General features: G+C 28.9%; 12 protein-coding genes and 1 pseudogene. All 13 read right to left on the bottom strand.

Annotated elements, in window-relative coordinates; genetic code table 11:
• Window positions 1-29 precede the first annotated feature (29 nt).
• The 13 genes and pseudogenes from rfbA to EV144_RS17820 all read right to left on the bottom strand — a co-directional run bounded on the left by rfbA (window position 30) and on the right by EV144_RS17820 (window position 13,068).
• Window positions 30-899 carry a glucose-1-phosphate thymidylyltransferase RfbA gene (gene rfbA / locus EV144_RS17880; RefSeq protein ID WP_134150522.1) on the bottom strand — a complete coding sequence of 290 codons (870 nt, stop codon included), beginning with the start codon at window positions 897-899 and terminating at the stop codon, window positions 30-32.
• Between the two features lie 46 nt (window positions 900-945).
• A complete protein-coding gene (gene rfbD / locus EV144_RS17875; RefSeq protein WP_134150521.1) occupies window positions 946-1,794 on the bottom strand; it encodes a dTDP-4-dehydrorhamnose reductase in 849 nt (282 codons plus the stop codon).
• Window positions 1,794-2,342 (bottom strand): dTDP-4-dehydrorhamnose 3,5-epimerase, encoded by a 549-nt coding sequence (rfbC, locus tag EV144_RS17870; RefSeq protein ID WP_134150520.1) that lies wholly within the window; start codon window positions 2,340-2,342, stop codon window positions 1,794-1,796. The genes rfbD and rfbC overlap by 1 nt, the downstream gene beginning before the upstream one ends.
• A 153-nt stretch (window positions 2,343-2,495) precedes the next feature.
• Window positions 2,496-3,341 (bottom strand): annotated as a pseudogene (locus tag EV144_RS17865) (DegT/DnrJ/EryC1/StrS family aminotransferase).
• A 389-nt stretch (window positions 3,342-3,730) separates the two neighbouring features.
• The gene (locus EV144_RS17860; RefSeq protein ID WP_134150519.1) at window positions 3,731-4,624 is read right to left on the bottom strand and encodes an NAD-dependent epimerase/dehydratase family protein; all 894 of its coding nucleotides are present in this window, start codon (window positions 4,622-4,624) and stop codon (window positions 3,731-3,733) included.
• 8 nt (window positions 4,625-4,632) lie between these two features.
• Entirely contained in the window at window positions 4,633-5,676 is a 1,044-nt protein-coding gene (locus EV144_RS17855; RefSeq protein WP_134150518.1) for a lipopolysaccharide biosynthesis protein, read from the bottom strand.
• Window positions 5,676-6,809, bottom strand: coding sequence for an SDR family NAD(P)-dependent oxidoreductase (locus EV144_RS17850; RefSeq protein WP_134150517.1), 1,134 nt, complete (start codon window positions 6,807-6,809; stop codon window positions 5,676-5,678). The genes EV144_RS17855 and EV144_RS17850 overlap by 1 nt, the downstream gene beginning before the upstream one ends.
• Entirely contained in the window at window positions 6,809-7,201 is a 393-nt protein-coding gene (locus tag EV144_RS17845; RefSeq protein WP_243854702.1) for a DapH/DapD/GlmU-related protein, read from the bottom strand. The genes EV144_RS17850 and EV144_RS17845 overlap by 1 nt, the downstream gene beginning before the upstream one ends.
• 193 nt (window positions 7,202-7,394) lie before the next feature.
• On the bottom strand, window positions 7,395-8,486 hold the full coding sequence (locus EV144_RS17840) for a glycosyltransferase family 4 protein (protein WP_134150515.1): 1,092 nt from the start codon (window positions 8,484-8,486) through the stop codon (window positions 7,395-7,397).
• A 36-nt stretch (window positions 8,487-8,522) separates the two neighbouring features.
• Window positions 8,523-9,590, bottom strand: coding sequence for an acyltransferase family protein (locus EV144_RS17835; protein ID WP_134150514.1), 1,068 nt, complete (start codon window positions 9,588-9,590; stop codon window positions 8,523-8,525).
• 22 nt (window positions 9,591-9,612) lie between these two features.
• Window positions 9,613-10,704: a glycosyltransferase family 4 protein gene (locus tag EV144_RS17830; RefSeq protein ID WP_134150513.1), complete on the bottom strand. Its 1,092-nt coding sequence runs from the start codon at window positions 10,702-10,704 to the stop codon at window positions 9,613-9,615.
• The gene (locus tag EV144_RS17825) at window positions 10,701-12,062 is read right to left on the bottom strand and encodes an O-antigen polymerase (RefSeq protein ID WP_134150512.1); all 1,362 of its coding nucleotides are present in this window, start codon (window positions 12,060-12,062) and stop codon (window positions 10,701-10,703) included. Before EV144_RS17825 ends, EV144_RS17830 begins: the two co-directional genes overlap by 4 nt.
• A gap of 19 nt (window positions 12,063-12,081) precedes the next feature.
• A complete protein-coding gene (locus tag EV144_RS17820; protein ID WP_134150511.1) occupies window positions 12,082-13,068 on the bottom strand; it encodes a glycosyltransferase family 2 protein in 987 nt (328 codons plus the stop codon).
• Window positions 13,069-13,070: the final 2 nt, after the last annotated feature.

Genomic DNA, 13,070 nt, shown 5'->3' with positions numbered 1-13,070 from the left:
AGCCTAAATTGGGGTTAAAAAATTATAATTTAGATTTTATATTTTAAAATATTTAAAAGATACTCTCCATAGCCAGACTTTTTAAGTGGTTGAGCTAAATCTTTTAATTGTTCAGAAGTTATAAAACCTTGTCTCCACGCAATTTCTTCAATACAGCCTACTTTTAATCCTTGCCTTTCTTCTAAAACTTGAACAAATTGTCCTGCTTGCATTAAACTATTAAATGTTCCAGTATCAAGCCAAGCAGTACCTCTGCTTAATATTCCAACTTTTAAATTTCCTTTTTCAAGATACACTTTATTTACATCTGTAATTTCGTATTCTCCTCTGGCACTAGGTTTAATATTCTTTGCAATTTCAACAACTGAATTATCATAAAAATACAATCCAGGAACTGCAAAATTGGATTTAGGCTCTAATGGTTTTTCTTCAATAGAAATTGCATTCCTATTATCATCAAATTCTACAACTCCATATCTTTCAGGATCAGAAACATGGTATGCAAAAACAACTCCGCCTTCTGGATTAGCATTTTCTTTTAATAACTGCTGCATGTGGGTTCCAAAAAAGATATTATCTCCTAAAACTAAGGCAACTTTATCATTTCCTATAAACTCTTCTCCAATTACGAAAGCCTGTGCTAATCCATTTGGATTTGGTTGTTCAGCATAACTAAATTTACATCCGATATTTTTTCCATCTCCTAACAATTTTTTAAAATGCGGTAAGTCATGAGGTGTAGAAATAATTAAAATTTCACTAATCCCTGCCATCATTAAAGTAGAAAGTGGATAATAAATCATTGGTTTATCATAAACAGGCATTAATTGTTTACTTACTGCTAAGGTTAGAGGGTGTAATCTTGTCCCTGAACCACCTGCTAATATAATTCCTTTCATGTTTTTATTTTTTTAATTATTTAAAATGAAAAAATTCATCATCTAATTATAAACTCATCATTTTTTTTAAACTTTGTTTATAATCTGGAACACTTACATTGTAAGTTTTTTTAATTTTTGACTTATCTAATAAAGAATATGCTGGACGTTTTGCAGGAGTTGGGTATGATGATGATGGAATCCCGCCTAATTCGCAGTTATATCCACCAATTTCTTTTATAGCTAAAGCAAATTCATACCAACTAATTTCTCCTTCATTAGAAAAATTATAAATTCCAGCCTTCCAATTTGAATTAGTAATTATCAACATAATACTTTGTGCCAAATCTGCAGCATAAGTTGGACTTCCTATTTGATCATTGACCACATTTAAACTATCTCTCTCTTGCATTAATCGTGACATCGTTTTTACAAAATTATTTCCGAAGCTTGAGTACACCCAAGATGTTCTAATAATTATTGCATTAGGATTTTGTTTCAAACAAACCTCTTCTCCTGCTAGTTTGGTTTTACCATACACATTAATAGGTTTTGTTAGCGCTTCTTCATTTAACGCAATAGATGAAGTTCCATCAAAGACATAATCAGTAGAAATGTGTATTAGATTAGCATTATTTTTTGAAGACCAATGTGCCAAAACCTCTACTGCTAAATGATTAATAATATCCGCTAATTCGGTTTCCGACTCTGCTTTATCTACAGCAGTATAGGCTGCACAATTAATAATTATATTTGGATTAACTGACTCTAATTGACTTTCTAAAATTGATAAGTTATCTAAAGCAACTTGGTTTCTATCAGCAAAAATCCATTCAAATTGGGAATAAATTTTAGACAATAAATTTAACTCTGAACCTAATTGTCCATTTGCACCTGTAACTAGTATTTTTTTCATTAAAACAAACTATTACAATTTTCAATAAAAGGAAGAATTTGATCTTTTTCAGAAACAATGGCTTGATCTAAATTCATCCCCCAATTAATGTTTAAAGATGGATCATCAAATTTAATTCCTCCTTCAGAAGCTTTATTATAAAATTGATCGCATTTGTACATAACAGATGCTGTTTCACTAATTACTGAAAAACCATGCGCAAAACCTTGAGGAACTAATAGTTGTTTTTTATTCTCCGCAGATAATAAAACACTAAATGCTTTACCATAAGTTGGAGAATCTTTTCTTAAATCTACAGCTACATCAATGATTTCTCCTTCCAAAACACGAACTAATTTAGTTTGTGCAAAGGGTGGATTTTGATAATGTAAACCTCTTAAAGTTCCTTTTTTAGAAAAAGACTGATTGTCCTGAACAAAGTCAATTTCTATCCCTAAATCCTCAAACTTAGTCTTACTGTAAGATTCAAAAAAATATCCTCTTTCATCTCCAAATACTATTGGCTCAACAATTACTAAATCCTTTATAAATGTTTTTTCTATTTTCATATTAATTTAATCTATTTTTATTAGTTAAAGAAATCAACAATTACTTGTTTAATTCTATTTTTATCTTCACTTGTGAGATTTGATCCCTATGGGAGACATAATCCTTTTTAAAATAAATTTTCGGCAATTTTATTTCCATAATATGGATATTTTTCAAAAATTGGCTGTAAATGCATGGGTTTCCAAAGAACGCGTTTCAATATTTTTCTCTTCAAAAGCTAGTCTTAAACTTTCCTTGATCCTGCTTTCAAAAATAGTCGCTTCAATCAAAATTATATTTAACCAATAATTCGAAAAATAATCTTCGTTTAAAACCTCGAACAGTTCAACTCCAACAATATTCTTGAAAATCTCTTTGTAAAAAAAGTGATTTTCTCTTCGCAATTTCACATTCTCATCCAAATTTTTCATTTGTCCAAGACCAACACCTGCGCAAATATTACTCATTCGATAATTATATCCAATTTCGGTATGCTGGTAATGCATTGCCTTGTTTTTAGATTGTGTCGCGTAAAATACAGCTTTTTCTTTTATTCCTTTTGAATTTGAAATTAATACTCCTCCACTTGAAGTTGTAATAATCTTATTCCCATTGAAAGATAAAGCCCAAAAGGTACCGAAAGCACCACATTTTTTACCTCTATAACTGCTTCCTAAAGCCTCAGCACTATCTTTTATAATTGGAATTTGATATCGGTCTGCAATTGCATGAATCTTATTTATTTTATAAGGATTATCATAAAGATGAACTGTTATTATTGCTTTAGTTTTTTTTCCTTTTTAATTCGATCTAAAATCGCCAATTCTAAAAATTCTGGACACATATTCCATGTATCCAACTCACTTTACAAAAACTAGAATTCCTCCCTGATATAAAATAGGATTGGCTGAAGCAGAAAAAGTCTTACTTTGACAAATAACTTCCTCTCCAGCTTTGACTTTTAATAAAATTAATGCTAAATGAATCGCTGAAGTTCCTGATTTTAATCCTATTGCCAATACATAAATTATAGCAACAGTCCACAGAGGAAATAAGCTAAAATCTCTAAATCATTAAAAACTAAAGCAATAGCTGAAAATGAATTGAGATTCTGATTTTGTTTGAGAGACTTTGTACATCATCCCAAAAACTTACTAAACTTACCATTGTTATTCCGGTAAAGAAAAGGTAATTTGTTTGAATATTTTGTGCAAAGTACAGCAAGGCAGAAAACCAAAAAATTATAGCACCTCCACGTAAAGTTATTTCTGTATGTACACTTCGGTGATTTGGTTTGTCTATAATATTGAATCGACCTCCTATCTTAAAGTAAAGCAACATTATAATCATTAAAAAAAATCCTAGTATTGTGTATTGCATTATTTATTAATGAAGCTATGGATAAAAATTAATTTAAGTTTTCTCTTTTTAAATAATTTAAGACTGGTTCTGGTTTCCAGTTCAATATTTTCTTTGCTTTTGAATCATCAAAAGTTAAATCTGATGTAATTTTATTTACTTTCAAAGAATTAATTGGAGATCTATCCCCAAATATATCTCCTAATCTACCAATTAATCTGGCTAAATTTAAAGGTAAGCTAAAACTTTTCTTTTTAGAAATTGCAAAACTTAGTTCGCTAAAACTTGGATTATTCCCATCCGTAAGATTATAAATTCCACCTATAGCGGCAACAACCGGAATCAACTTAGCAACATCGCTTACTAATACCATGCTTTTTTTTGCTTTGCCTCCGTCAATATTAAAATAATAACCCTTTTCTATAGCCCTAACCATAGCACCTAAATTACCTGGAGGATTCTTTCCTACTAATAATGGTAAACGTAAAATTGTACAAATTACATTGTTGGCTTTGCACCAATTCCAAATTAAATTTTCTGCCTCAATTTTACTTAATCCATATGCATCTTTAGCATTAAGTCCCGATTCTTCAGCTATTGCAATTCCAAATTCTTGCCCGTAAACGGAAACGGAACTAATAAATATAAACATTTTAGGTATTGCTGTCTTTTCTAATCCTTTTAAGAGATTTTGAGCACCGACAACATTTACATTATGAAATTGCAACCTCTCTTCATTTGTCTTTGGAACAGTGTGTGCTTTTCCTGCGGCATGAATTATTAAATCAAATTTTTCATTAAATTCAGGTATTTTTTCTTCTAATAAAATATTATAGTCAGATTTAGTTCGTGATAAAGTAATAATATTATCAACTTTTAAAAATTCATTTTTTATAATAGAACCCAAGAATCCATTTGATCCTGTCAAGAGTATATTTTTCAATTTTATTTTTAATTATTTACAATTAGCTGTTCGTCTAACCATATGAACGATTGATTACCAAAAAACAATTCTTCCAGCCAACCCGAGATAGACATTTTATGATATAAATTTTCATTTATATTAATAAAAGGTAAATCAAAAAAATGATGATCTAACTTAATATTATGTCTATCTATCACATATATATTGTTTTCATTATAAAAGGGATATCGTTTAATATCAATATTTGTAGTAATAAGTTTTTTACCGCTGCCGAGAGCTTCAAATACTCGCATGGTTAATCCTCTTTGGTTGGGATGATTTATATCCAAAACAACTTTTGACTGCTTATATAATTCAATTATTTGCTCATGCTTTAAACTAAAGAATGAAATTTTTCTATATTTAAATTTTTTAAAAGATGAATCAAATAATTTAAAAAACAGAAAAACCAATCTACTTGGCGAATAATAAAATGCGAAATTTTTAAGATTATTTTTCACGCACCACGTACCAACTTGCTCACTAATAACATATCTATCTGAATGCGCTGTTCCAATAAAAAGCAAATCATATTTTGTTTTATTTTCAGTAACTAATGAATGATAATCATCTGAAAAAAATAAAGGTCTGAAGCTCAGATTATATTTTTGAGAATCTTTAGAATCAAAAGTATATTTCTTTGTAAAGTTTTTTAGAATTTTGATGCCATTAGGATTATTTTCAAAAGAGTCAAACGTATAATATAGTAAAGTAATGCCGGGGTTCATCTGTACTATCTTATCTATAAAGAATTGAGGCACTACTTCCCCTTTAATTAAAAAAAAGTAATTATATCTCTTTTTTTTAATAATTTTCAAAATATTTTCATAGTAATTAGATATTCGAGTATTGTAAAGATCTCTTTTTAATCTAATTATTCCTTTTGTAAATATTGAGTTACTTGGTCTTTCATCATAATAATCAACCTCTGCTCCTAATGATCTTAATTTATCCGCAATTATATTTTCATAATTGAATAATTTGACAGAAAAAAAAAGTATTTTTTTATTTTGAAAATTTTTATTATCCATTATTTCAACAAACCTTTCTTTTTCATTTCCTCTAAAGATTTACTTAGCTTATCTTCTTGAATTTCTTGTTTAAGAACCCACGCAGAAAACTGTTCAATACCCTCTTTAAAAAACACTTTTGGTTCAAAACCTAAATTCTCCTTAATTTTACTTAAATCAGCATAATTATGACGAATATCCCCTAGTCTAAATCTACCTGTTACAGTTACCGGAACGTCAATATTATATGCTTTAATTAACGCATTAGCCACTTCAAGAACATCAGTAGCAACACCTGTTCCTACATTAAAAACATGTCCGTCTGCCTCCTTTTTTTCAATACCAAGAATTGTAGCTTCTACAACATCATCTATAAAAACAAAGTCTCTGGTTTCATTTCCGTCTTCAAAAATTTGAATTGGATTATTATTTCGAATTTGAGTAGAAAAAATAGACAAAATGCCAGTGTAAGGATTTGATAGTGACTGACCAGGACCATAAACATTTTGATATCTAAACCCTACAGGAGCAATACCAATAGTTGGACAAACGGTCATAATCATTTGTTCCTGATTTTGTTTTGTAATACCGTAAACAGATGAGGGATGAATTTTAGAATTTTCATCTGTAGCTAACAATTCTAAAACTTCATTGTCTGAATAAGTTAGCTCAAAGTTCCCAGCAAGCATGTCATTTTCTTTTCTGTGCGAAGGATAAACAATTCCAAGTTTTGGATGTTTATATTTTCCTTCTCCATAAATGGAACGTGAAGATGCTATTACTATCTTTTCAACTGCGTTTTCATTATTTGCTAATATATCAAGCATTATTGCTGTGCCTTGGATATTAACTTCAACATATTTTTCTATGCAATACATAGATTGTCCTGTTCCAGTTTCAGCCGCAAAATGAACAACGACATTTTGATTTTCTAACGCTTTTTCCCAATCTTCTCTCGAAGTTACTGTTCCTTTTATAAATGTAACTTTATCTTTTACACTTTTATATAATGGTGAAGTAATTTCAGGATTTTCTCCATGTATTTGTTTGGAGAGATTGTCCAAAACTGTGATTTTATGTCCTTTTTCTATAAGTTTCAATGCAAGGTTACTTCCTATAAATCCAGCGCCTCCAGTTATTAGTATATTTTTCATTATATATTATTTGTTTTTTCCCACCTTTTAGTTTCAAAATTGTATTTTTTTATTGGCTTAGCAGGAGATCCTACCGCAATTACATAACTAGGAAGGCTTTTAGAAACCACTGAATTGGCCCCTACAATTGTTCCTTTCCCTATTGTAGTTCCTGGTAAAACAGAAACAAACTCTCCCAGCCAAACATTGTCTTCTATAATTACAGCTTTTGAGTGCAGAGGTCTCTCTATAGGCAAACTATAAGGACTACTGTCATTACTGTCTCCAGAATAACTACCATGTGAACAATCAGATATATAAATTTTACTCGCCATAAGTACATTATCTCCAATAAATACGTGTTCCATAGCCGTAATATGAACATAATCATTGATTTGAACATTTTTACCCATAAATAAAACCTTATTATTGTTCTTTGGATAAGCCTCTAATCTACATCCCACTCCTGTGGTAAATCCCTTTGATATTGACATGTATTTTTTTCCTCTTAAATCAAAAGGAAATCTAATTATTCTAGCATTTTTCCAAATTAATTTAGTTCGGATTACCCAAATTATTAATTTAATAATCGTCAATAAGCTATATCTACTTCTCAAAATATAATTCCCTGTAAAATTCGGTTGTTTGTTGATATGTTCTTTCCCAGCTATAGTTTTTAGACTTAAAAAGTCCTCTCTCAATTGTTTCTTTTCTCAAATTACTATCAATTGATATTTCTTTTATCTTATGAAAAATTTTCTCCGCTGTAGGATCTTGCAGCATCAAATATTCATTTCCTATTACCTCAGGTATTGACGAAGAGTGTGTTGCAACAACAGGACATCCTGCACGTTGGGCTTCTATAACTGGTATTCCAAAACCTTCATATAAAGAAGGATAAAGAAGACAATATGCTCTATTGTAATAGTAATTTAAATCTTCAAGGCTTACCCCTAAAAGGATAAAATAATTTTCAGTTCCAAGTTTTACGTTTAGTTTATACAACTCTTCTTGCGTTAATGCACCGCCTCCAATTATCAAAAGCGGAATTTGAGCCAATCTACAAGCATCCACTGCCATATCAAAATTTTTGTAAGCAGTTCTTCGATCTCCAATATATAAAGCATAGCTATAATCTTCAAATAAATGCTTTTTTTCTATAATCACATTATCGTTTAATAATTTAAAATGCTCGTCGACACCATTGTAGATAACTCTAATTTTATTTTCATTGATGTGAGGCAAAAACCGCAGTAAATCTTTCTTTGTACTCTCCGATACGCAAATAATTCCTTTAGAATTATTAATCGCTGTATTTTTTTGCCAAGAATGAATCTTTTTCCTGAAGCCACTTATAAAATATTCATAAGTAAAATCATGAACTGTTGTTACATTAATTATGTTTTTGCCCTTTTCAATACGATAATGAGAAGAGTGAAAAAGATGTTTACTTTTTTGCTGAGAATTCAAATTTAAATAACGTTCTATGAATAAGTATTTAGAGCTTCTCTGATTTAATAAATCTTGATTAATCTTTAGTTGTTTTCTAAAAAAATTTAACTCAGCATTATTGTACTCCAAGCAAAAGGGTTGAAATTGATTATCTTTTAATAGTCTCTCCAAATGTTGCTGCCACACAACAGAAGCTCCTCCAGCTTTTTGCAACGAGAAAATTATATTATCTAGCTGTATATCCATTAACAATTTTTATTATTCTAAAAAATATTTTAATTCTTATCTCCCTCCTGTTACAATGCTAAAAAAATTAGATGCATTTTTTTTAAACCAAAATCCCAATAGTATAAAAATTGGTATTATTAGTAAAGGGATTGTGAAATATACTATTAATTTTAAAAATTGACTAGATCCAAATATTTTATAAGATACAATTTTTAAAATTTCTAACAAGGGTTCATGACATACATATATAAAGAAAGAAGTTTGCGTCAATGAAATAAGTATCGAATTTATAATCTTAGTTTTAAGAAGTAAAAAATCATAAAAGGACCAAATAGCGACAATGCCAACTAATATGCCAGATTTATGAATTGAATTTAAAATATTCTTATTTAATATTCCTTTATATACTAAAATTGTTTCGGAAAGAATAATAAAAACCCACAAAAACAACAATAAGATACTGATTTTCGAAAACATTTGAATATTTAAATCTAGCTTTTTGACTGCGAATGTACCGCCTAAAGTAAAAAACAAAATTGCCTCATTTGAAAAAATAATAAAATCAAATTGAAACCACCAAGTAATTAGAAGTATCAATAATAAAAGATTTTTAGCATACTTTATAAAAATATAAAATAAAGGAGAAAAGACAATTAAAATAAATAAATCCCTAACAAACCAAAGCTGAAACGGTATAGGGTATATAAAAATTGCTTGTAAAACTTCAGTAAAAGTATAATTAACAATATGCTTTTGTTTAAAAAATGTTGCAGTTTGAGGTAAACTTTGAAGCAAAAAAAACACAACAAATAATAAGCAAGACCAAAATAAATATGGGATAACTAAAGATTTTAATCGTTTTTTTAAAATTAAAAAATATTCATTAGACGTATAATTTTTATTTAAAAAAAGTAAGTATCCTGAAATAATAAAAAAAATAGGAACCGCAATTCTAGCAAGCCCTTGACTTATAAAAAACTGAACCAAAAAATTATATCCTTTTGTTATATTGGGATCTTGTAATATATTTTCTTCTAAATTATATGAATGGAGGAACACAACCATAATCATCGAAAAAAAAGAAATTACCTTCAGTTTATCACTTAAATATCTATCAACCATTATTCAAATATATCTCATATTTTTAATACCTTTGAGTGAGTATTTCATTGTCAATTAAAGAAATCCATTTTTCCATTATCTTTTTTTCGGAAAATTTACCTGAATTCCTCTTTGCATTTCTACCTAAACTATCACGTAACGTTTTGCTTTCAATCAGTGCTTCTACTTTTTGAGAAAACTCATCTATATTACCATTTTCAACTAAAAATCCATTATGACCATCTCTTATAATCTCTGACGGACCTTCAGGACAATTAAACGCAACTATTGGTAAACCAAAACTTTGTGCTTCTAATAAAACCATAGGAAAAGCTTCAAAATGAGATGTCATTATATAAATTGAGCTATCTAGATAATACTTTTCAACATCTTTTGTTGCTCCTTTTAAAACTAAAAAATCATTTAGATCGGTTTCGTTTATTGATTTTTCAATCTTAATCATTTCTGGTCCGTCTCCTAAAACAACAATTTTCCAATCTGGAAACTTTTTTTTTAAATCGATTGCGATGGAAACTAATCTTTCCAGTCCCTTTTCTGGACTTAACCTTCCAACCATCAAAATCTGTTTCCTAATAAGTTGAGATTCTTTTTTTGTCTTGAAAGGAATTGCGTTAGGAATTACTACAACTTCACTGTATTTGTGAAAACTTACTTTTGCAGACTCAGATAAAACTACGATTTTATCCAGAAATCGATAAGTTAGCCTCATGAATATTCTCGAGATTTTTGGAATACTAGAATAAACGATATGCTCGCAAGCAATAATTTTCATCTTTTTATTTAATCTCATAAAAGGCAACAACCAATTATTATTGTGGCCAGTTGAAATTATAAGATTCGTTTTATTTTTTTTTAAATAATTTCTTAATGATAAAACTGTATTGATACTCCATCTTATTTTGCCTGATAATTTTAGAGGTAAAGGTTCATTATCTAAAAACGATAATTTTACCCTATTGTCGATTGCATAATAACTTCCTTTATTTTGTGTTCGTGTTAAGCTTACAATAGTCACACTTTTATATTTCTCAGACAAGATATTTGCTAATGTAACAACAGCCCTTTCAGTACCTCCAGTTTTTGAAATATCAGATATTATTATAGAAACATTCATTCTTCTTGTAATTTTCTTTTTTTACTATTGTTAAATATTTCAAAACAAAAAAAGATTAATAATGCCCACAATAAATCTCTTCCTGAATAAAAAAATTCTGACCTTACAATATACACAGAATAAGAAATCATAACTGTGTAAGCGATAAGAGCATAAATATTCTTTTTTGAAAAATACAGAATTTTAGCAATAAATCTTCCTAAGAAAAACATAAAAACAATCACGCCTATCATCCCAAAAGACATGTAAAGATCTGCTATTATATTTGTACCAAGACCAAGCTCGCTTTCGCCTCCTAATGATATTTTTGTAATCAATGAAGCCGAGGAAGCATCCCACGCATTAATATTGAAGATTGAAAATATAATAGTTTGCATAAAAGGAAAGGGAGCAAGTAAAACTGACAACATTGATTTTCCTAGAGTGACTCCATACACATCTACATAATCAACAGCCACATAAGTGTTTCTATTATTAATTATCAAATCCATAACGATATCTGCTAATCCAGACAATTCACCACCACCTCGCAGAATATTAATAATAAACATACCAATGACACCAATAAATACTAAAGGAACAAATCTTACAAAACTTATCGAACGGTAAAACATAGTATATAGTGCACCACAAATCAATAATAGTTGCAGTGTATTTGCTCGACTACCAGACATTAACATGAGCGCAATAAAAGCCAATGTATATATTACTAAAATTTTATTTAGCTTTTTTATATAAAACTTATCTGTACTCAGTTTGTAAAGATTATTAAATTGCAACGCAAGTGCACAATATAAAAACGGGGGTGTAAATGCTCTAAAATAAGATCCCAAACCAGATGCTTGTACTGATTCCCCAGAATAAGCACCTTTTAGACTAGAATAGCCTCCTGAAGCGATAAACAAGATAAATGAAAGTGCAGAAATTATAGCAAGACCAGTTATATAATTATAAGATTTTACATTGAAGCTATCATTTTTCTCTTTTTCTTTAAATGATATACTTCCAAAAAAATAGGATTGCATTCCTAAGAGTGAAAGAGCAGTAGACCTAGAAATTACATTTTCATTAAATTCATATTTAAATGCAAAATATTTAAGAGGGTCGCTCTGAAACATAAACACAGGGTAAAAAAACATTACAAAAAAGAACGAAAACATAAAAATCATATCAAAATCAAAATAATTCTCTTTCTTTTTTGCTTTCAAAAAAAGAAAAGAACTAAAAAGATATTGAATCATGCAAAATAAATTGAACTCATAATTGTAATAATGAGGGGCTAGCAAAAAAAGCAATATAGATTCTATGAAAAGAATCGCAAAAACTAAAGTCCATTTTGTGAATTTTATATTTTCCATTTGAATTAATAATCCAACCCTATTTCAAGTATTTCAAAATTATAAAACAAAATAATTTAACTAATTTATTTATTTTTGATGAAGATACAGGAATATCTTTTGCATTAAATTCTTTGCTGTTTTCTGAAATTCTTTTATCATTTATTATTTCCAAAAACTCCAAGTATTTACTTTTTGACGATTTATTATAGGATAAAGTATTTAAACAAAAAGCAAAAGTTATTTCAAACAAATTTTTTTTAAATCTTAATTCAACTTCCTCTGAAAGGATTTCATTTTTTAATAAAACACTTTTAATCTCATTATGCATTTCAAAATATCTATCCTTAAAATTACTGCGATAAGAATTCATTGTGCTTCCATATCGAACCATGTAATGATAAAAGGTCTTTCTTAAAAAGTAAAAATTTGGATTAGAGGCTAAAAATGTTATATTAAATAGTTTGTCTTCATATAATACTACTCTTTCGCTTTTAAATCTTAAATTAATTTTTTCAATATATGCTCTTTTATATATTTTATTGCAAGGAGAATTGGGCGAGAATAATTTTACAGAAGGTGCAATACCCTCAATAATCATAAACTCTTGAGTCATCATTTCCTCAGGTGGCATTATAGGTGCCTCTGATATACCATTTGGGAAATCGTAAACTAAATTGCAGCAAACAAGATCGTATTTATTATCAATAGTTTTTGAATAAAGTGATTGATACATTTCATATTCAATCCAGTCATCACTATCAACAAAGGCTATATATTCACCTACGGCCACTTCTATACCTCTATTGCGAGTTAAACCTTGCCCTATATTATTAGTGTTTTTAAAGATTTTTATTCTATTATCTTTCTTTGCATACTCTTCAATAATTAAATAAGAATTATCTGTTGAACAGTCATCAATACAAATAAGCTCTATATCCTCCAAAGTTTGTGATAACACACTATCCAGACATCTATGGAGGTAATCTTCAGCATTGAAAACAGGAATAATAACCGAAACTTTCATAT

Source organism: Flavobacterium sp. 270, assembly GCF_004368785.1.
Classification (GTDB): domain Bacteria; phylum Bacteroidota; class Bacteroidia; order Flavobacteriales; family Flavobacteriaceae; genus Flavobacterium.
This window is presented reverse-complemented; position numbering and strand designations above follow the sequence as displayed.

Excerpts from the sequence above, each read along its gene's own strand:
- rfbA (WP_134150522.1), bottom strand. The coding sequence starts at position 899 with ATGAAAGGAATTATATTAGCAGGTGGTTCAGGGACAAGATTACACCCT.
- rfbD (WP_134150521.1), bottom strand. The coding sequence starts at position 1,794 with ATGAAAAAAATACTAGTTACAGGTGCAAATGGACAATTAGGTTCAGAG.
- rfbC (WP_134150520.1), bottom strand. The coding sequence starts at position 2,342 with ATGAAAATAGAAAAAACATTTATAAAGGATTTAGTAATTGTTGAGCCA.
- EV144_RS17855 (WP_134150518.1), bottom strand. The coding sequence starts at position 5,676 with ATGGATAATAAAAATTTTCAAAATAAAAAAATACTTTTTTTTTCTGTC.
- EV144_RS17850 (WP_134150517.1), bottom strand. The coding sequence starts at position 6,809 with ATGAAAAATATACTAATAACTGGAGGCGCTGGATTTATAGGAAGTAAC.
- EV144_RS17845 (WP_243854702.1), bottom strand. The coding sequence starts at position 7,201 with ATGGGTAAAAATGTTCAAATCAATGATTATGTTCATATTACGGCTATG.
- EV144_RS17840 (WP_134150515.1), bottom strand. The coding sequence starts at position 8,486 with ATGGATATACAGCTAGATAATATAATTTTCTCGTTGCAAAAAGCTGGA.
- EV144_RS17835 (WP_134150514.1), bottom strand. The coding sequence starts at position 9,590 with ATGGTTGATAGATATTTAAGTGATAAACTGAAGGTAATTTCTTTTTTT.
- EV144_RS17830 (WP_134150513.1), bottom strand. The coding sequence starts at position 10,704 with ATGAATGTTTCTATAATAATATCTGATATTTCAAAAACTGGAGGTACT.
- EV144_RS17825 (WP_134150512.1), bottom strand. The coding sequence starts at position 12,062 with ATGGAAAATATAAAATTCACAAAATGGACTTTAGTTTTTGCGATTCTT.
- EV144_RS17820 (WP_134150511.1), bottom strand. The coding sequence starts at position 13,068 with ATGAAAGTTTCGGTTATTATTCCTGTTTTCAATGCTGAAGATTACCTC.